Annotated in this window: 12 protein-coding genes; 9 read left to right on the top strand and 3 right to left on the bottom strand. The window is 68.0% G+C overall.

All coding sequences use genetic code 11. The annotated features are described in order from the left end of the window. Positions 1 to 275: 275 nt before the first annotated feature. Both ABDZ92_RS03170 and topA read left to right on the top strand, forming a co-directional pair. Positions 276 to 728: a hypothetical protein gene (locus ABDZ92_RS03170; RefSeq protein WP_125959176.1), complete on the top strand. Its 453-nt coding sequence runs from the start codon at positions 276 to 278 to the stop codon at positions 726 to 728. A gap of 86 nt (positions 729 to 814) precedes the next feature. Next, on the top strand, positions 815 to 3,385 hold the full coding sequence (topA, locus tag ABDZ92_RS03165; RefSeq protein ID WP_125959175.1) for a type I DNA topoisomerase: 2,571 nt from the start codon (positions 815 to 817) through the stop codon (positions 3,383 to 3,385). A 373-nt stretch (positions 3,386 to 3,758) separates the two neighbouring features. On the opposite strand, the gene ABDZ92_RS03160 is transcribed toward topA, so the two are convergent. After that, positions 3,759 to 4,736: a Gfo/Idh/MocA family protein gene (locus ABDZ92_RS03160; protein WP_272695251.1), complete on the bottom strand. Its 978-nt coding sequence runs from the start codon at positions 4,734 to 4,736 to the stop codon at positions 3,759 to 3,761. 224 nt (positions 4,737 to 4,960) lie between these two features. On the opposite strand from ABDZ92_RS03160, the gene ABDZ92_RS03155 reads away from it, so the two are divergent. The 6 genes from ABDZ92_RS03155 to ABDZ92_RS03130 all read left to right on the top strand — a co-directional run bounded on the left by ABDZ92_RS03155 (position 4,961) and on the right by ABDZ92_RS03130 (position 13,199). Continuing rightward, positions 4,961 to 6,487, top strand: coding sequence for an acyl-CoA carboxylase subunit beta (locus tag ABDZ92_RS03155; RefSeq protein WP_125959173.1), 1,527 nt, complete (start codon positions 4,961 to 4,963; stop codon positions 6,485 to 6,487). Then, positions 6,468 to 7,289 (top strand): hypothetical protein, encoded by an 822-nt coding sequence (locus tag ABDZ92_RS03150; RefSeq protein ID WP_125959172.1) that lies wholly within the window; start codon positions 6,468 to 6,470, stop codon positions 7,287 to 7,289. Before ABDZ92_RS03155 ends, ABDZ92_RS03150 begins: the two co-directional genes overlap by 20 nt. Beyond that, positions 7,283 to 7,699 (top strand): methylmalonyl-CoA epimerase, encoded by a 417-nt coding sequence (gene mce, locus ABDZ92_RS03145; RefSeq protein WP_125959171.1) that lies wholly within the window; start codon positions 7,283 to 7,285, stop codon positions 7,697 to 7,699. Before ABDZ92_RS03150 ends, mce begins: the two co-directional genes overlap by 7 nt. A 55-nt stretch (positions 7,700 to 7,754) precedes the next feature. Next, on the top strand, positions 7,755 to 9,908 hold the full coding sequence (scpA, locus tag ABDZ92_RS03140; RefSeq protein WP_125959268.1) for a methylmalonyl-CoA mutase: 2,154 nt from the start codon (positions 7,755 to 7,757) through the stop codon (positions 9,906 to 9,908). Further along, positions 9,905 to 10,933, top strand: a complete 1,029-nt coding sequence (gene bioB / locus ABDZ92_RS03135) for a biotin synthase BioB (RefSeq protein WP_125959170.1) — start codon at positions 9,905 to 9,907, stop codon at positions 10,931 to 10,933. The genes scpA and bioB overlap by 4 nt, the downstream gene beginning before the upstream one ends. A gap of 268 nt (positions 10,934 to 11,201) precedes the next feature. Further along, positions 11,202 to 13,199 (top strand): acetyl-CoA carboxylase biotin carboxylase subunit, encoded by a 1,998-nt coding sequence (locus ABDZ92_RS03130; RefSeq protein ID WP_125959169.1) that lies wholly within the window; start codon positions 11,202 to 11,204, stop codon positions 13,197 to 13,199. A gap of 1 nt (position 13,200) precedes the next feature. Here ABDZ92_RS03130 and ABDZ92_RS03125 read toward each other — a convergent pair whose 3' ends face one another. Further along, positions 13,201 to 13,596, bottom strand: coding sequence for an acyl-CoA thioesterase (locus ABDZ92_RS03125; RefSeq protein ID WP_125959168.1), 396 nt, complete (start codon positions 13,594 to 13,596; stop codon positions 13,201 to 13,203). Positions 13,597 to 13,674: 78 nt separating this feature from the next. Next, a complete protein-coding gene (locus ABDZ92_RS03120) occupies positions 13,675 to 15,933 on the bottom strand; it encodes a beta-glucosidase family protein (RefSeq protein WP_125959167.1) in 2,259 nt (752 codons plus the stop codon). 219 nt (positions 15,934 to 16,152) lie between these two features. On the opposite strand from ABDZ92_RS03120, the gene ABDZ92_RS03115 reads away from it, so the two are divergent. Then, the gene (locus tag ABDZ92_RS03115; protein WP_425542269.1) at positions 16,153 to 19,191 is read left to right on the top strand and encodes a TonB-dependent receptor; all 3,039 of its coding nucleotides are present in this window, start codon (positions 16,153 to 16,155) and stop codon (positions 19,189 to 19,191) included. Positions 19,192 to 19,197: the final 6 nt, after the last annotated feature.

Here is a 19,197-nt window from a genome sequence, read left to right as displayed (position 1 = left end):
TAGAAAGCCTGGCGACCCGTCGATGTTCCCCTTGTCGGAAGGAAGCGCTCCGCCCATCCTGCTGCGCGGGGGGCGAAATCATGCGAGACATGGGACGAAAGGTGTCGGAGCTTTGCGCGGAGGCGTTGGCGCTGGCCGCGGGCGGCTGGTGGATCGCGGGAGGGGCGATCCTGCTCCTGTGTGGCGCCGGTATCGCCGCGGACCTGCTTGGGCCCGCCGGGAGGCTGGCTGGTGGGGCGGTTCAGCTGGGCGTGTCCTGGGGAGTCCTGCGGTCCATGGCACAGCGGCAGGGCTGGATACCGCCGGGAAGCCGCGCCGGTGGCGTCCTCGGCCTTCTCGGCCTCAACATCCTGCACACCGTTGGCGTGGGGCTCGCCTGCCTTCTGCTCCTCTTGCCTGGCCTCTACGTCGCTGCCCGCTGGTCGGCGGCGGGTGTCATCCTGGTTGCCGAACGCGCGAGTCCGACGGAGGCGCTGGGCGAGAGCTGGGCGCGCACGCGGGATTGGGCCGGTGTCATCGCCCTCGTCCTGTGCGGCGTCTTCCTGCCGCTGGTCGCCGCGGGCGTTGCGCTGGCGCTGTGGACCGATCCCGATTCCACGAGCGTCGGCGCGGTGGCTGGAACGAACCTTGCCATCGCCCTATCTTATGTTTGCGCCTGGTACGTCGGGATGGCCGTCTACGCCCGGACGCGCGCGTCACAGGAAGGGCTGGAACAGGTCTTCGCCTGACGCCTCCGGCAGGATAGGGGGCGCTTGACGCGGGCTACCGGCGATCCCCACTCTCGCGCGTACACGTAAGGACCCCGCACACCTCCATGCAGCTTGTCATCGTAGAATCGCCGGCCAAGGCGAAGACCATCGAGAAGTATCTCGGCAAGGACTATCGCGTCCTCGCCTCCTACGGCCATGTCCGCGACTTGCCGGCCAAGGACGGATCGGTCGATCCGGACGAGGGTTTCGCGATGGAGTGGGAGACCTATGCCGACAAGTCGCGGCAGCTCAAGGCGATCGCGGACGAGGCCAAGAAGGCCGACCGCCTGATCCTCGCCACCGACCCTGATCGCGAAGGCGAGGCGATCTCGTGGCACGTGCAGGAGGTGCTGGCCAAGAAGAAGGCGCTGCCCAAGGAGGTCGAGCGGGTTACCTTCAACGCGATCACCAAGCCGGCGATTTTGGCGGCGATGAAGGCGCCGCGCGGGCTCGATACCGACCTGATCGACGCCTATCGCGCCCGCCGCGCGCTCGACTATCTGGTCGGCTTCACCCTGTCGCCGGTGCTGTGGCGCAAGCTGCCCGGCGCCAAGTCGGCCGGCCGCGTCCAGTCGGTGGCGCTGCGCCTGATCGTGGAGCGCGAGCGCGAGATCGAAGGCTTCACCGCCCAGGAATATTGGTCGGTGATCGCCCAGATGGAGCAGGACGGCCAGCCGTTCGAGGCGCGGCTCGTCAAGTTCGACGGCAAGAAGCTCGACCGCCTGTCGCTGGGCGACCAGGGCTCGGCGTTCGCGGCCAGGGAAGCCGTCGAGGCGGCGCGCCTGTCGGTCGTCTCGGTCGAGACAAAGCCTGCGACCCGCAACCCGCCGCCGCCCTTCACCACCTCGACACTGCAGCAGGAGGCGGCGCGCAAGCTCGGCTTCTCCGCCAGCCACACGATGCGCATCGCCCAGTCGCTCTACGAGGACGGCGCGATCACTTATATGCGTACGGACGGCGTGCAGATGGACGGATCGGCGATCGATGCCGCCCGCGGCGCGATCGCAAACCGCTACGACGCCAGCTACGTTCCCGACCGCCCGCGCCAGTACCAGACCAAGGCGAAGAACGCGCAGGAAGCGCACGAGGCGATCCGCCCGACCGACTTCTCCAAGGATCGCGCCGGTTCGGGCGACCACGCCCGCCTCTACGACCTGATCTGGAAGCGCGCGCTTGCCAGCCAGATGGCTTCGGCGCGGCTGGAGCGCACTGCGGTGGAACTGGAGGACGGCACCGGCCGCCTCGGTCTGCGCGCCACCGGCCAGGTCGTCCTCTTCCCCGGCTATCTCGCCCTCTACGAGGAAGGCCGCGACGATGCCGGCGACGAGGATTCGCGCCGCCTGCCGCTGCTGCGCGACGGCGATGCGCCCGCCAAGAAGGGCGTGACGGCCGAACAGCACTTCACCCAGCCGCCGCCGCGCTTCTCCGAAGCCTCGCTGGTGAAGCGGCTGGAGGAACTCGGTATCGGCCGTCCGTCGACCTATGCGTCGATCATTCAGGTGCTCAAGGACCGCGCCTATGTGCGCGTCGAGAAGAACCGCTTCTTCGCCGAAGAGAGCGGCCGCCTGCTGACGGCATTCCTGGAGCGCTTCTTCGAAAAATACGTCGGCTACGACTTTACCGCGGGGCTCGAGGAGGAACTCGACGACGTCTCGGGCGGCCGCGCCGAGTGGCAGGCGGTGCTGGAGGCCTTCTGGCGCGACTTCAAGCCGCGCACCGCCGAGGTGATGGAGCAGCAGCCCTCCGCCATCACCGCAGAGCTCGACAAGTTCCTGGAAGCCTATCTCTTCCCGGCCAAGGCCGACGGCAGCGATCCGCGCTTGTGCCCGAACTGCGGCGAAGGCCGGCTGGCGCTGCGCGGCGGCAAGTTCGGCGCCTTCGTTGCCTGCTCCAACTACCCGGAATGCAAATACACCCGCCGCTTCGGCCAGCCGGGCGGCGAGGGCGCGGAGGAGACGGGTCCGGAAGGGCTGGGCAAGGATCCGGAGACGGGGCTGGAGGTCGAGCGCAAGTCCGGCCGCTTCGGGCCGTACATCCAGCTGGGCGAGGGCAAGGACGCCAAGCGCGCCTCCATCCCCAAGGACCTGCCGGGCGGCGAACTGACGCTGGAATGGGCGCTCAAGCTGCTGAGCCTGCCGCGCGTCATCGGCAACCATCCGGAGACGGGCGAGCCGATCGAGGCGGCGATCGGGCGCTATGGGCCGTACCTCAAGCACGCGGGCAAGTACGCGCGGCTGCAGTCGACCGCCGAGGTGTTCGAGACGGGCATGAACGCCGCGGTGGTGAAGCTCGCCGAGGCGGCCGCCGGGCGCCCGGCGCGCGGCGCGGCGCGCGAGCCGCTGCGCGTGCTCGGCGCCCATCCGCGGACCGAGGCGGAGATCAAGCTGATGGAAGGCCGCTACGGCCCGTACGTCACGGATGGCACCACCAACGCGACGCTGCCCAAGACGGTCGCGCCCGAGGCGCTGACGCTGGAGGAAGCCGCCCAGCTGATCGACGCCCGCGCCGCCGCGGCGCCGGCCAAGAAGGGCCGTAAGGCACCGGCGAAAAAGGCGGCGGCGAAGAAGCCAACGGCCGAGAAGAAGCCGGCCGCCAAGAAGGCACCCGCCAAGAAGGCGGCCAAGACCGAAGACTGACGCCCCGCCTCCGTCCACCCGTCATGCTGACTTCCGTCAGGATGACGAGCGTGGATCGGGCTCCAGCCTGAATCACACCCGTACCCCGGCGAAGGCCGGGGCCCAGTTGCGGTGCCATCGGGGGAAGGCACCGCACCTCGCCAAAGTCCCCCAATTGGACCCCGGCCTCCGCCGGGGTACGGAATACGGCATCCCCACCGTATCCCCGCGCAGGCGGGGATCCAGGGCCCAGCAGGGCGATGGTTGCGCCCGGCACCCTGGGCTCCCGCCTACGCAGGAGCACGAAGCAGTTGAACGGGTGCGCACCCGAAACGCAGAACGGCGCGCGTACCGCGGGGTACGCGCGCCGTTTCTGTTTCGCTCAAGAAAACGCTTATTCCTCGAACGCACCCACTTCGCTGCGACGACCGATCAGGAACGCGTCGGCCACGTGGCGGAACGGCGACAGGTCGACGTCGCTCTCGCGGCGATCGAGCAGGTCGGCGAAGCGGCGATAGAGGCGGGCGTATTCGGGCTCGTCGCCCACGTCCTGCTCGACGCCGTCGACGAACATCTTGGACGCGCCCATCGACAGCTTCAGGTGGCCGCGGTCGGTTTCCACGTCCACGTCCCAGGTCTGCGGCCCGCGCTGGTCGAAGTCGAAGAACACGTCGACCGGAACGCCCGCGGTGTCGGTGAACGACAGGTCGGCCGCGATCGGGGCCGGGCGGTTGGAGGGGAAGCGCAATGCCGCATCCTGCAGCAGCAGCGGGCGCGGCAGGATCTGCGTGATCACCGACAGCGCGTTGATGCCCGGATCGAACACGCCGATGCCCGGCTCCCAGATCCACGCCTGGCCCGGATGCCAGACGCGCACGTCCTCCTTCCAGTTGACCTCGACGCGGCGGATTTCGCGCTCGGCGAGCCAGGCACGCGCCGGCTCGACGCCCGCGGCCTCGCGCGAATGCCAGGTCGTGAAGAGCACGCGGCCGGCCTCACGCGCCAGGCGCACGAAGTCCTCGGCCTCCGACAGGGTGGCGGCCGGCGGCTTCTCGATCATCACGTCCAGCCCGTGCTCGAGCGCTTCCTCGATCAGCGCGAGGCGGCCGCGCGGGGGCGTGCAGATCGAGATCGCCTGCACGTCGGGCACCGCCTGCATCATCTCGGTGATGGTGCGGAAGCCCGGCACGCCCTCGGGCGGGGTGTGGCCGGTCACGGCCGCGACCACCGAGAACCGCTTGTTGGCGGCGAGGTGCGGGATGTGCTGGTCACGCGCGATCTTGCCGATGCCCGCCAGCGCGATGCGGATCGTGCCCGCGCCAGCCTCGGCAGCTTCACCGGTGATGTCGTGGGATTCCAAAGCCGTAGTCAATCCGCGTTCCTCTCCGCTCCGGGGGACGGCAGCGCACCGCCGGTCCTCGTCGATAACTCCGACATATCGGCGCAGCGGCGGCCGATCAATCGGCCGTGTTCCACCAACCTTGCTTTTCGGGCGGTGCATGCCCCTTGTTCCCGCCCCCTCCGGCCCGCTAGGTTGCGCCCGGGATCGTGCCCAGCCGCAGCGGCAAAGGGGCACACCCGGGTAAGGAGAAGGGCTTGCGCGAACAGGTGCAGGAGCTGGAACGGCGGCGTGCGGCCGCGCGTGCCGGCGGCGGCGAGAAGCGGGTGGCCGCACAGCATGCCAAGGGCAAGCTGACCGCGCGGGAGCGGCTCGACGTGCTGCTCGATCCAGGCAGTTTCGAAGAGCTCGACATGTTCGTCGAGCACAATTGCGTCGATTTCGGCATGGCGGATCAGGTGATTCCCGGCGACGGGGTGGTGACCGGATCGGGCACGATCAACGGCCGGCTGGTGTTCGTCTTTTCGCAGGATTTCACGGTGTTCGGCGGGTCGCTGTCCGAACGTCATGCCGCCAAGATCTGCAAGGTCATGGACATGGCGATGAAGGTCGGCGCGCCCGTCATCGGCCTCAACGACTCCGGCGGCGCCCGCATCCAGGAGGGGGTGGCCTCGCTCGGCGGCTATGCCGAGGTGTTCCAGAGGAACGTGCTCGCCTCGGGCGTGGTGCCGCAGCTGAGCCTCATCATGGGCCCGTGCGCGGGCGGCGCAGTCTATTCGCCGGCGATGACCGACTTCATCTTCATGGTGAAGGATTCGAGCTACATGTTCGTGACCGGCCCCGACGTGGTGAAGACCGTCACCAACGAGGTGGTCACCCAGGAGGAACTGGGCGGCGCCATCACCCACACCACGCGCTCGTCGGTGGCGGACGTTGCGTTCGAGAACGACATCGAGGCGCTGCTGGCGGCGCGCGACTTCATCGACCTCTTGCCCGCCTCCAACGGCGTCGAGGCGCCCGAGCGGCCCACCGAAGATCCGTGGGATCGCATCGAGGACAGCCTCGACACGCTGGTGCCGCCGTCCGCCAACCAGCCCTACGACATGCACGAGCTGATCCGGAAGGTGGTCGACGAGGGCGACTTCTTCGAGGTGCAGCCCGCACACGCCGCCAACATTCTGACCGGCTTCGGCCGGATCGAGGGGCGGACGGTGGGCTTCGTCGCCAACCAGCCGACCGTGCTCGCCGGCGTGCTCGACATCAACGCGTCCAAGAAGGCGGCGCGCTTCGTGCGATTCTGCGACGCGTTCGAGATCCCGATCGTCACCTTCGTCGACGTGCCGGGCTTCCTCCCCGGCGTCGCGCAGGAGCACAACGGCATCATCAAGCACGGCGCCAAGCTCTTGTTCGCCTATGCCGAGGCGACCGTGCCCAAGATCACCGTCATCACGCGCAAGGCCTATGGCGGCGCCTATGACGTGATGGCGTCCAAGCACCTGCGCGGCGACTTGAACTATGCCTGGCCCACCGCCGAGATCGCGGTGATGGGGGCCAAGGGTGCGGTGGAGATCATCTTCCGCGGCCGCACGCCGGAGGAGATCGCCGAGCGTACCGCGGAGTATGAGGCGCGCTTCGCCAACCCGTTCGTGGCGGCCTCCAAGGGGTTCATCGACGAGGTGATCCAGCCGCACGCCACCCGCAGGCGCATTGCGCTCGGCCTGCGCAAGCTGCGGGGCAAGCAGCTGGAGAACCCTTGGAAGAAGCATGACAACATCCCGCTCTAGGCGTGCGGCACCGGCCAAGGCGGGCGGCGGCGGACGGTTCCTCGCCACGGCGATGGTGGCGGGGGTGACGCTCGGCATGGGGGCGCTGCTGCTGTGGCCGCGCGATGGCGAACGCAGCGAACCGGCACCGTCCGCGGCGCCCAAGCCTGCACCTCCTGCCGTCGTTGCGCCGCCTGCCGGCGTGCGGGCGCTGCCGGCTGCCGAGCAGCTCGCGCGCGCCGCCCGGACGGTGTTCGGTCCCACGGGCCAGGCAAGCAGCGCCGGGGAAGGCGGGCAGGTTGTCACCACGCCGGCACGGCTGGTGTGGCGCGGCGACACCGCGGTGCTGATCAGCACGGCCGAGATGGTGGATGGTTGCCACGGATGCACGGGCGGACTCGACATCGCCTATCTGAAACCGGCGGGGGACGGTTTCGCTCTCGTCCAGCGCTGGCCGGATGCGGTCTCGGGATCGAGCTGGGGCGCGCCGCCTGGCGAATGGTCGGTCTCCGACAAGTTCGGCGCCAATCCGGTGATCTATGCGAGCGGCGGCGGGACCTGGCAGGGCTATACGTGCAGCGTGTTCACACTGACCGAACTCGGCGCCGGGGGGCCGATCGGCTTGGTTTCCGTGCCCGAGGGCTATGACGACAGCGGCGCCGGCACCACGCCTGCCACCACGCTGGAGGGCAAGATCGCCAACATCGTGCCGGGCCGCGGGTTCGACGTGCACTACACGGGCACCCAGAGCTTCACCGATCATTATGTCCGCCAGGGCGACAAATATGCCGTGCGCGGCGAGACGCGGATGCCGACATGCTAGGTCGCCTCAACCATGTCGGCGTCGCCACCGCCTCGATCGCGCAGTCGGCGGAGCGCTATCGCCTGCTGTTCGGCGATTCCGCGGTCGGAGAGCCCTTCGACCTTCCCGCACAGGGCGTGCGCGTCTGCTTCGTGGATGTGCCGAACACCCAGGTCGAGCTGATCGAGCCGCTGGGCGCGGACTCGCCGATCCATGGATTCCTCGCGAAGAACCCGGCCGGCGGGCAGCATCACCTCTGCTATGAGGTGCCCGACATTCACGCCGCCAAGGCGTGGTTCGAGGCGCGGGGCATGCGGGTGCTGGGCGAGCCGCGCATCGGCGCCCACGGGACGCCGATCTTCTTCGTCCACCCCAAGGACATGGGTGGCGTGCTGACCGAAATCATGGAGAGCCCGCGTGGCGAACATTGAGCCACCCCAGCCGGGCGAGGATTCCGGCGCTGCACCTGCGCCGCGCGACCTGCCCGTGAGCGACGGCAGCGGCAGCCGCAGCCTTTCGGACTGGCAGGCGCTCGCCGCCAAGGAAGTGAAGGGCCGCGACCTCGACTGGCACACGCCCGAGGGGATCACGGTCAAGCCGCTCTACACCGCCGAGGACGTCACGGCCGATCCGGGGCTGCCCGGCTTCGCGCCCTTCACCCGTGGCGTGCGCGCGTCGATGTATGCCGGCCGCCCATGGACGATCCGCCAGTACGCCGGCTTTTCGACGGCCGAGGAGTCCAACGCCTTCTATCGCCGCAACCTCGCCGCCGGGCAGAAGGGGCTGTCGGTCGCCTTCGACCTTGCCACCCATCGCGGCTATGACAGCGACCATCCGCGCGTGGTGGGCGACGTCGGCAAGGCGGGCGTCGCGATCGACACCATCGATGACATGAAGATCCTGTTCGACGGCATCCCGCTCGATCAGATGTCGGTCAGCATGACCATGAACGGCGCGGTGATCCCGGTGCTCGCCTTCTTCATCGTGGCGGCGGAAGAGCAGGGGGTCGCTCAGGAGAAGCTGGAAGGCACGATCCAGAACGACATCCTCAAGGAGTTCATGGTCCGTAACACCTATATCTACCCGCCCGAACCGAGCATGCGGATCATCTCGGACATTTTTGCCTATACCTCGGCGCACATGCCGAAGTTCAACAGCATCTCGATCTCCGGCTATCATATGCAGGAGGCCGGGGCGACGCAGGTGCAGGAGCTCGCCTTCACCATCGCCGACGGCATGGAATATGTCCGCTACGGCGTCACCTCGGGCCTCGACATCGACAAGTTCGCGGGACGGCTGAGCTTCTTCTTCGCGATCGGAATGAACTTCTTCATGGAGGTGGCGAAGCTGCGTGCGGCGCGGGTGCTGTGGCACCGGGTGATGACGCAGCTGGGGGCAAAGGACGAGCGCTCCAAGATGCTGCGCACCCATTGCCAGACCTCGGGCGTGTCGCTGACCGAGCAGGACCCGTACAACAACGTCATCCGCACCACGATCGAGGCGATGGCGGCGATGCTGGGGGGCACCCAGAGCCTCCACACCAACGCGCTCGATGAGGCGATCGCGCTTCCCACCGACTTCTCCGCCCGCATCGCCCGCAACACCCAGATCGTGCTGCAGGAAGAGACGGGCATGACCAAGGTCGTCGATCCCTTGGGCGGCAGCTACTATGTCGAGAGCCTCACCCAGCAGCTGGTCGACCAGGCCTGGGCGATCATCGAGCGCGTGGAGGCCGAAGGCGGCATGGCCAAGGCGGTCGCCGCCGGCTGGCCCAAGGCAATGATCGAGGAGGCCGCCGCCGCCCGCCAGGCGCGGGTCGACCGCGGCGAGGACGTGATCGTCGGCGTCAACAAGTACCGCCTCGCCAGCGAAGACCCGCTCGAGACGCTGGAAGTCGACAACACCAAGGTGCGCGAGGCGCAGATCGCCCGCATCGCCCGCGTCCGCGCCGGCCGGGACGAGGATGCGTGCCAGACGGCGCTCGGCGCGCTTCGCCAGGGCGCGACCGGGGACGGCAACCTGCTGGCGCTCGCGGTCGAAGCGGCACGCGCCCGCGGGACGCTGGGCGAGATCTCGGCCGCGATGGAGGCGGGCTTCGGCCGCTACGGCACGACGCCAGTACCGGTGAAGGGTGTGTATGGCGCGCCTTATGCCGGGGACGACCGCTGGGCGCAGGTGGTGGCCGGCGTCGCCGCGGTCGAGCGTCGGCTGGGGCGCAAGCCGCGGCTGCTGGTCGCCAAGATGGGGCAGGACGGGCACGATCGCGGTGCCAACGTCATCGCCTCCGCGTTCGGCGACATGGGCTTCGACGTGGTCTCCGGGCCGCTGTTCCAGACGCCGGAAGAGACGGTGGTGCTGGCGATCGAGAGCGGCGTCGACGTGGTCGGCGCCTCCAGCCTGGCTGCCGGGCACAAGACGCTGATCCCGGAACTGATCCGCGGCCTGCGCGAGGCAGGGCGGCACGACATCAAGGTGGTGGCCGGCGGCGTCATCCCGCCGCAGGACTATGACTATCTGCGCGACGCGGGCGTGCAGGGCATCTATGGACCCGGCACCAACGTGGTCGAATGCGCGGCGGACGTGCTGCGCCTGCTCGGCCACAACATGCCACCTGCCGGACTCGAGGACGCCGCTGAATGATCGACACCCTTCCCCAGCACGCCGCGGACGTGCGCAACGACTGGACGCGCGACGAGATCGCAGCGCTGTTCGACCTGCCGTTCCCCGAACTGCTGTTCCGCGCTGCCGAAGTGCATCGCACCAGCCACCGCGCCGACGAAGTCCAGCTCTCCACGCTGCTGTCGATCAAGACCGGCGGCTGCCCGGAGGACTGCGGCTATTGCAACCAGTCCGTCCATGCCGAAACGGGGCTGAAGGCGACGAAGCTGATGGACGTGCGTGCCGTGCTCCAGTCGGCCGCGCAGGCGAAGGACAATGGCTCGTCGCGCTTCTGCATGGGCGCCGCCTGGCGCAACCCCAAGGACCGCGACATGCCCGCCATCATCGAGATGGTGAAGGGCGTGCGGCAGATGGGCATGGAAACCTGCATGACGCTGGGCATGCTGACGCCAGAGCAGGCAGCGCAGCTCGCCGATGCCGGCCTCGACTATTACAATCACAACATCGACACTTCGCCCGAACGCTATGGCGAGGTCATTACTACCCGCAGCTTCCAGGAGCGGCTCGACACGCTCGACCACGTTCGCGGTGCCGGCATCAACGTGTGCTCGGGCGGCATCATCGGCATGGGCGAGACGCGCGAGGATCGCGTCGGCTTCATCCATGCGCTGGCGACGCTGCCGCAGCATCCCGAAAGCGTCCCGGTGAACGCGCTGGTGCCGGTCAAGGGCACGGTGCTGGGCGACATGCTGGCCGACACACCGCTCGCCAAGATCGACGACATCGAGTTCGTGCGCACCGTCGCGGTCGCGCGCATCACCATGCCGGCGAGCATGGTGCGCCTGTCGGCGGGCCGAGAGAGCATGAGCGACGCCACCCAGGCGCTGTGCTTCCTCGCGGGTGCCAATTCGATCTTCACCGGCGACAAGCTGCTCACCACCGGCAACGCGGGCGACGACAAGGACGCGGCGCTGTTCGCGCGCCTGGGCCTGCGGCCGATGCAGGCGGAGGCACCGCGGGTGAAGGAGGCGTGCGGATGCTGCTGATCGGGCTGGCACGGAGATAAGTCGCGTGTGGAAGGTCTTCCGAGCAGCGGGCCTTCCGCAGCGGCGCTGCCCTGGGATCGTTGAGGACGCGACACCGTTGGCCAGATCGGGGCTGAGCCCGGCGACGGCGGTGCGCGTGAAGGAGAGTGAATGCTGGTGACCCTGTTGGCCGCGGCGAATGCCGCGCGATGTGCAACCCCCCGGACGCAGGCGGCGGAACTCCGGTCCGCTGCCGCACCCACGTCGCTCGTCGGGCAGGAATAGGCCCATGTTCACCAAGATCCTGGTCGCCAATCGCGGCGAGATCGCCTGCCGCGTGATGCGCACCGCCAAACGGATGGGGGTCGCCACGGTGGCGGTCTATTCCGACGCCGATGCCGACGCGCCGCACGTGCGCATGGCGGACGAGTCGGTGCGGCTTGGGCCGGCGCCGGCGGCGGAGAGCTATCTGCGCGCCGACCTGATCCTGCTGGCAGCCAAGGAGACCGGCGCCGACTGCATCCACCCGGGCTACGGTTTCCTGTCCGAGCGCGCCGAGTTCGCGCGCGCCTGTGCCGAGGCCGGCATCGCCTTCGTCGGCCCGCCGCCAGAGGCGATCGCGGCGATGGGCGACAAGATCGAGTCCAAGAAGCTCGCCAAGGAAGCGGGCGTCAACGTCGTGCCGGGCTTCCTGGGCGAGATCGCGTCCACGGACGACGCGGTGCGGATCGCCGGGGAGATCGGCTATCCGGTGATGATGAAGGCCTCGGCCGGTGGCGGCGGCAAGGGGATGCGGCTCGCCTGGAGCGAGGCCGACGTGCGCGAAGGCTTTGAGGCGACCAAGCGCGAAGGGCTGGCGAGCTTCGGCGACGACCGCGTCTTCATCGAAAAGTTCATCCAGAGCCCGCGCCACATCGAGATCCAGGTGCTGGGCGACCAGCACGGCAACCTCGTCTACCTTGGTGAGCGCGAATGCTCGATCCAGCGCCGCCACCAGAAGGTGGTGGAGGAGGCGCCATCGCCGTTCGTCACGCCCGAGATGCGTCGCCGCATGGGCGAGCAGGCGGTGGCCCTGGCGCGTGCGGTCGGCTATTTTTCCGCCGGCACCGTCGAGCTGATCGTGTCGGGTGCCGATCCTACCGGCGAGAGCTTCTACTTTCTGGAGATGAACACCCGGCTCCAGGTGGAGCATCCGGTGACGGAGGCGATCACCGGTCTCGACCTGGTCGAGCAGATGATCCGTGTCGCCGCCGGTGAGCCGCTGGCGTTCGGACAGGAGGATGTCACGCTGACGGGCTGGGCGATCGAGAACCGGGTGTACGCGGAGGACCCGTATCGCGGCTTCCTGCCGTCGACCGGTCGGCTGGTCCGCTACCGGCCGCCGCCCGCCCGCGACGGCGTGCGCGTCGACGATGGCGTGCGCGAGGGCGGCGAAGTCAGCATCTATTACGACCCGATGATCGCCAAGCTGGTCACCCATGCCGATACGCGATCGGCCGCGATCGACGCGCAGGTGCATGCGCTCGACCGGTTCGAGATCGACGGGCTGGGCACCAACATCGATTTTCTCTCGGCGCTGATGCAGCACCCGCGCTTCCGCGAAGGCGCGCTGACCACCGGCTTCATCGCCGAGGAATTTCCCGAAGGCTTCACCGGCGCGGCACCGTCACCGGAGCTCCAGCGCAGGCTCGCCGCAATCGCAAGCGTGCTCGACGCGACCTATGCCGCGCGCGCCGCGCGCATCGAGGGGCAGTTGGGCAGCCCGATCTCCCCCGCTACCGATCGGGTCGTGACGCTCGGCGACGCGCGCTTCGAGACGCGGGTGGAGCCATTCGAAGGCGGGCAGCTGGTGCGGTTCGCCGACGGCGGCACGATCGAGCTGGTGGGCCATTGGCGGCCGGGCGAGCCGCTGTTCGCAGCGATGCTGGACGACGAACCCCTGGTGGTGCGGGTCGCCCGCATCCGGGGCGGCTGGCGCCTGATCGCGCGCGGCGCGGCACATCGTGTCGGCGTGCTGCCGCCGCACGTCGCGGCGCTCACCCGGCACATGATCGAGAAGGTCCCGCCGGACCTATCGCGGCTGCTGCTCTGCCCGATGCCGGGATTGCTCACGCGCCTGCACGTGGCGCCCGGCGACCGGGTGGAGGCTGGCCAGCCGCTCGCGGTCGTCGAGGCGATGAAGATGGAGAACATCCTGCGCAGCCAAAAGGCCGGCACGGTGAAATCGGTCAACGCCGCCGAGGGCGAGAGCCTGATGGTCGACGCCGTGATCCTGGAACTGGAGTAGCTCAGGCTTCTAGGAAGGGTGCCGCGACTTCCGGCGGCACCCGCAGGATGCGGCCCGTCTCCCGGTCGACGATCGCCCAGGTGGTCTTCGCCTCCACCCGCACGCGGCCGTCTTCGCCCACGAAGCGCATGTGGCGATCGAACCGAGCCCCGCGCGGGGGCTCTGCGATCCAGGTTTCGGCCGTGACGCTTTCGCCTTTGCGAACGTTGCCGCGATAGTCGATCTCGTGCCGGGTCACGACCCAGAGATAGCGTTGCTGGTGTTCGGCCGGGGCCACCGCCTCCCAGTGCGCCGTGGCCACGTCCTGGATCCAGCGTACCCAGACGGCATTGTTGACGTGCCCGAGCTCGTCGATGTCGGCAGGGCCGGCGGTGATGCGGGTCGTGAAGGGCGCCATGCCGCGTTCCTACCAGCAGCCCGCCGGCCAAGTCGATCCATCGGGTAAGCGGCTGCCCTCTCGGGCAGCCGCTTGAGCTCAGGGCTTCATGGTGCTGGCTGCCAGGGTGGTGACTGCAGTCAGCTTGCGATCGGTCGCGTCGTGGCCGATTGCCACGCGATAGCGGCCGCCCGCGATCCGCCATCCCGGAAGCGCCGTGTCATAGTCTGCGACGATCCGCGGTTCGGCCGCGAGCGTGACGCGCCGCGTCTCGCCGGGCTTGAGCTCGATCCGCTGGAACGCGGCGAGCCGCATCGGCTCCTGCGAGCCTTCGCGCACAACATAGAGCTGCGGCACGTCCGCGCCCGCGCGCTTGCCGGTGTTGGTGACCTCGACGGTGACGCTCAGCGTGCGCCCGCCGGTGACCTTGGGCTTGCGATAGGTGAAGCTGGTGTAGCTGAGACCATGGCCGAACGGGAACAGCGGCTTCAGCGCCTTCTTCTCGTACCAGCGATAGCCGACGTCCGCACCCTCGGCGTAGTCCACGGGGAAGCTTTGGAACTGGAAGTTGCCGGCATTGGCGGGGTTCGCCGCTGCCTGCGCTTCCAGCGAGTTCATCGTGTCCAGACCGACGGGGTTGAGGCGGGGCGGCTGGCCGGCGCTGGCCGGGAAGGTGATCGGCAGGCGTCCCGAAGGATTGACCTTGCCGGTCAGGATGTTGGCGATCGCCTCGCCCCCGCGCTGTCCGGGATACCAGGCCTGTACCACCGCCGGCACCTTCTCGATCCACGGCATCAGCACCGGGCCGCCGGTCTCCATCACCGCCACCGTCTTCGGCTGGGCGGTGGCGATCGCGTCGATCAGCGCGTCCTGGTGGTCGGGCAGGCGCAGGTCGGGAACGTCCTGTGCCTCGGTCGTCCATTGCGTCGCGAACACGATCGCCAGGTCGGCGGCGCGCGCAGCCTCCACGGTCGCGTTGAAGTTGCGTCCGTCGACATAGTCGACCTGCACGCCCGGCAATGCCTTGCGGAGTGCCTCGAGCGGTGAGGAGGCATGATAGGTGATGCGCGCGAACGAGGATGCCGCGCCATAGGCGAGCGGCACTTCGACTGGAGCGCCGCCGACCGAGCGCACCTGGCTCGATCCGCCGCCCGAAAGCACGCCCACGTCGGCGTTGCCGCCGATCACCACGATGCGCTTGGCGCCGGCGGCGAGCGGGAGCAGGTTGCGCTCGTTCTTCAGCAGCACGATGCCGGCCTCGGCGGCGCGCTGTGCCACTTCGGCGTGCTGGTCATAGGAGATGGCCTCCGCCGTCGCCGGCATCGGCGCGTCATAGGCGCCGGTCTCGATCAGGCCGGTCAGGTAGCGGATGACCATGTCGTCCAGCCGCGCCACCGGTACCTCGCCGTTCTCGACCGCCTGCTTGAGCGGCTTGGCGAAGAACAGCGCCTTGTCGAGTTCCTGGCCCGACTGCTGGTCGAGCCCGGCATTCGCGGCCTTGGCGGTCGAATGCACCGCGCCCCAGTCGCTCATCACCCACCCACGATAGCCCCAGTCGCGCTTCAGCACGTCCGTCAGCAGCCGCGGGTTCTCGCACGCCCAGTCGCCATTCACCTTGTTGTAGGCGCACATCACCGAGCCGGGGCGGCCCTTCTCGATCGCGATCTGGAAGGCGAGCAGGTCGCTCATCCGCAGCGCCTTTTCGTCGATGCGCGCGTCGACGACCATGCGGCCGGTCTCCTGCGCGTTGAGCGCAAAATGCTTGACGGTGGAGACGATGCGGTTCGACTGGACGCCGGCGATGTGCGCGCCGCCCAGCAGGCCGGCAAGCAGCGGGTCCTCGCCCAGATATTCGAAGTTGCGGCCGTTCCACGGATCGCGGGTCAGGTTGACGCCGCCCGCCAGCAGCACGTTGAACCGCTTGGCACGCGCTTCCGCGCCGATCATCGCGCCGCCGGCGCGTGCGATCTCGGGATCGAAGCTGGCGGCGGTGGCGAGCCCGGAGGGGAGGGCGGTGGCGACATCGCCCTTGCGCTGCTCGACCTGGTTGGCGACCCCGAGCGACGCGTCGCTCTCGCGCACCAGCGGTACGCCTAGTCGCGGGATGCCGTCGATATGGCCGGCGGAGGGAATCAGCTCGTTCTTGGTCTTGCCGTCGGCCATGGGCGGGAACAGCCCGTGCACCAGCGCGATCTTCTCGTCCGTGGTCATGCGCGCGACCACCGCCTCGGCCCGCGCACGCGCATCCCCTGCCGGAGCGGGCGAAGACGCCGCCTGCGGCTCCCGCGCGAGCACCGCCGGCGCGGCCAGGCCTGCCAGGAGCGATCCTCCGAGCAGCAGGCCATGAAACTTCAACATCCTCTTCCCCTTCTCGTGGTGTGGCGCGCTTCGGAGCAAATTCATCGTCCGCGCGCAATGGCTGTGCTTTTCAGAGCACAGGTTGGGAACGTTCTCAACAACGGTATCGCTCACGCTTTCGGCGACGCGGCATTGCTGCTTGACAACCGTTCGCCTGCTCAGTGAACGTTCTCAATAACGATGCGGGATCACAGCCCGCCGGCAAAAGGGGAGGTTCGGATGCGCGGCTTTACCGCTCGCTCACACACGCAGTTGGTCCTTGGCGTTTCTGCTTTGGCGTTGATGGCAACACCGGGGACGGCGCTGGCGCAGGATGCCGCAGCTACTCTCGGCAACCCGGGGCCATCCGAGATCGCGGATACGTCGCGTGCCGAGCCGGGTGAGGCCGGCGACGACATCGTCGTCACCGGCATCCGTGCGTCGCTGCGCGAAGCGGTCGACATCAAGCGCGATGCCCAGGGCGTCGTCGATGCCATCTCGGCCGAGGACATCGGCAAGTTTCCTGACACCAACCTCGCCGAGTCGCTCCAGCACATCACCGGCGTGTCGATCGACCGCTCCAACGGCGAGGGGCAGTTCGTCACCGTTCGCGGCTTCGGTCCCGAATACAACCTGGTGACGCTGAACGGCCGGCAGATGCCGACCTCGACGCTCGGTGACGGCGCCAGCGCGCCGGCGTCGCGCTCGTTCGACTTCGCGAACCTAGCGTCCGAGGGCATCGCGGCGGTGGAGGTCTACAAGACCGGACGCGCCGCGGTTCCCTCGGGCGGCATTGGCTCGACCATCAACATCCGGACGCCGCGCCCGCTCGACAAGCCGGGCATGCGCGGCTCGCTGGCGGTGAAGGGCGTGCTCGACAGTTCCCGCAACGAGGGCAACCCGATCACGCCGGAAGTGTCGGGCATCATCTCGACCACCTTCGCCGACGATCGCATCGGCGTGCTGCTGAGCGGCGCGTACCAGCGGCGCAAGGCAAGCGCCAACTCCGCAAGCGTCGGCTTCCGGGACGGCTTCTTGGGTTCGGACGAAGGCTGGGGTTCGCTGCCGCTGCCCGGCACTCCCGGCGCCGCCAATATCACCAACCGTCCCGGCCCGAACGACGTTTATGAAATCCCGCAGAGCGCGGCCTATGACCTCATCGACATCGATCGCGAGCGCATCAATGGACAGCTGGTGCTGCAGGCGAAGCCGACCGACACGCTGACGGCGACCGTCGACTTCACCTATTCGAGCAACGAGGTCGAGGTGCGCGACAGCAGCGTCGGCATCTGGTTCAACTTCGCCGACACGTCCAGCGCGTGGACGGATGGTCCCAACGCCGGCCCGCTTTTCTATTCGGAGCGGTTCGGACCGGGCAAGGATCTGTCGTACAGCGGCGCGCTGAGCGCCAACAAGTCCGAGAACAAGTCGCTGGGCGGCAACCTCACCTGGGAAGCTCCGGGCGGCGTCACGGTCTCGCTCGACGCGCACCACTCGACCGCGGAGTCGAAGCCGACCAACAAGTACGGCAGCAGCACGTCGATCGGCAACGCGATCTTCGGCTTGCAGAGGCAGACGATCGACTTCGAGCACGACATGCCCGTGCTCTCCTATACCATGTATCCGGGCGTCGACCCGCTCGACCGGTCACTGATCACGCCGACCGGCAACTCGTTCCGCAACGCCTATTTCAAGGACGAGATCAACCAGGTCCAGCTGAAGGGGCACTACGATCACGAGGGCAGCTTCCTCGACAGCATCGATGCCGGCTTCTCGTTCGTCGATAACAAGGTCCGTTCGGCTTATGGCTTCATCCAGAACGACACCTGGGGCGGGATCGGCCCGGCTTCCGACATCCCGGACGACCTTTTCGAGCAGGTGAGCATCCCGGACAAGTTCGACGGGCTGTCTGGCGCGAATGCGTCGGGCATCATCCCGGCGCTCTACATGTTCAACTTCGAGCGCATGGCGGACCTGCTGGAGAACAACTACGGCATCTGCAGCGATCCGCAGACCGGCACCGCGCAGCCAGGTACCTGCCTGTCCGACTATACGGTCGATCGGCGGCTCAGCGAGAAGACCATCTCGCCGTTCATCCAGTTCAACACCAAGTTCGACCTGTTCGCGCGCCCGGCGCACCTGATCGCCGGCATTCGCTGGGATCACACCAACATCGACTCGTCGGCACTGGTGCCGGTACCCGTCGGCACGCGCTGGGTGTCGGCGAACGAATTCAGCGTGATCTATTCAGGTGAAAGCACCTTCACCCGGCTGAAGGGGAGCTATCAAAACTGGCTGCCGGCCGTCGACTTCGACATCGAGCCGATCGAGAATGTGAAGCTGCGCGCCTCGTACAGCCACACGATCGCCCGCGCCGATTACGGCAGCCTGCAGGGTGGTCGTACGATCGACTCCAACCCGCGTATCGGCGGCGGCACCGGCAGCCAGGGCAACGCAGGCCTGCTGCCGTACAAGTCCAAGAACCTCGATTTCTCGGCCGAGTGGTACTACAATCGCGAAAGCTACGTCTCTGTCGGCTATTTCAACAAGGACGTGTCAAACTTCATCAGCACGACACAGGTGGACACGCCTGCGTTCGGGCTTCGCAATCCGGCGGCCGGTCCGCGCTATCAGGCGGCGGCCAATGCGCTGGGCACCACCGATGCGGTCCGGATCCGCGATTATATCCTGCGCAACTTCCCGGACTCGTCGACCGTCACCGGCTCCACGGATGTGGGCGGCGTCACCTACTTGACCGGCGACATCTTCGCGACGGCCGAGGATCCTCTGTTCAACTTCCAGATCGCGCAGCCCTTCAACAGCGATCAGACGGCGAACATCCACGGCTGGGAGTTCGCAATTCAGCACCGTCTGTGGGAAACCGGGCTCGGCGTCATCCTGAACTACACGATCGTGGATGGCGACGCGAAGTTCGACAACACGCTCGATCCGAACGTGGGGCAGTTCGCGCTGACGGGCCTGAGCGACAGCGCCAATGCGGTGCTCTACTACGACAAGGGCGGCATCCAGGCGCGTGTGGCCTACAACTGGCGCGACGAGTTCTACAACGGCGGCTCGTTCGATCCCACCTATGTCGAGGCCTATGGCCAGGTGGACGCCAGCGCGAGTTGGGAGTTCGTGCCCGGCCTCACCGCCTTTGTGGAGGCCATCAACCTCACCGGAGAGAGCCGGCGCGGACATCGGCGCTCCGACAATTTCGTGACGTTCGCACAGCCGGGCTATGCTCGCTACTCGGGTGGTATCCGCTTCACCTTCTGATCCGGA

It is taken from the genome of Sphingomonas molluscorum (genome assembly GCF_039522995.1).
Classification (GTDB): domain Bacteria; phylum Pseudomonadota; class Alphaproteobacteria; order Sphingomonadales; family Sphingomonadaceae; genus Sphingomonas; species Sphingomonas molluscorum.
Note: the sequence above shows the minus strand (reverse complement) of the source record. Positions and strands in the feature narration are given on the sequence as shown.

Bases quoted from the DNA above. Each gene is read 5' to 3' on its own strand.
- ABDZ92_RS03130 (WP_125959169.1), top strand. From the start codon at position 11,202: ATGTTCACCAAGATCCTGGTCGCCAATCGCGGCGAGATCGCCTGCCGC.
- bioB (WP_125959170.1), top strand. From the start codon at position 9,905: ATGATCGACACCCTTCCCCAGCACGCCGCGGACGTGCGCAACGACTGG.
- topA (WP_125959175.1), top strand. From the start codon at position 815: ATGCAGCTTGTCATCGTAGAATCGCCGGCCAAGGCGAAGACCATCGAG.
- mce (WP_125959171.1), top strand. From the start codon at position 7,283: ATGCTAGGTCGCCTCAACCATGTCGGCGTCGCCACCGCCTCGATCGCG.
- ABDZ92_RS03170 (WP_125959176.1), top strand. From the start codon at position 276: ATGGCACAGCGGCAGGGCTGGATACCGCCGGGAAGCCGCGCCGGTGGC.
- ABDZ92_RS03125 (WP_125959168.1), bottom strand. From the start codon at position 13,596: ATGGCGCCCTTCACGACCCGCATCACCGCCGGCCCTGCCGACATCGAC.
- ABDZ92_RS03120 (WP_125959167.1), bottom strand. From the start codon at position 15,933: ATGTTGAAGTTTCATGGCCTGCTGCTCGGAGGATCGCTCCTGGCAGGC.
- ABDZ92_RS03115 (WP_425542269.1), top strand. From the start codon at position 16,153: ATGCGCGGCTTTACCGCTCGCTCACACACGCAGTTGGTCCTTGGCGTT.
- ABDZ92_RS03150 (WP_125959172.1), top strand. From the start codon at position 6,468: ATGACAACATCCCGCTCTAGGCGTGCGGCACCGGCCAAGGCGGGCGGC.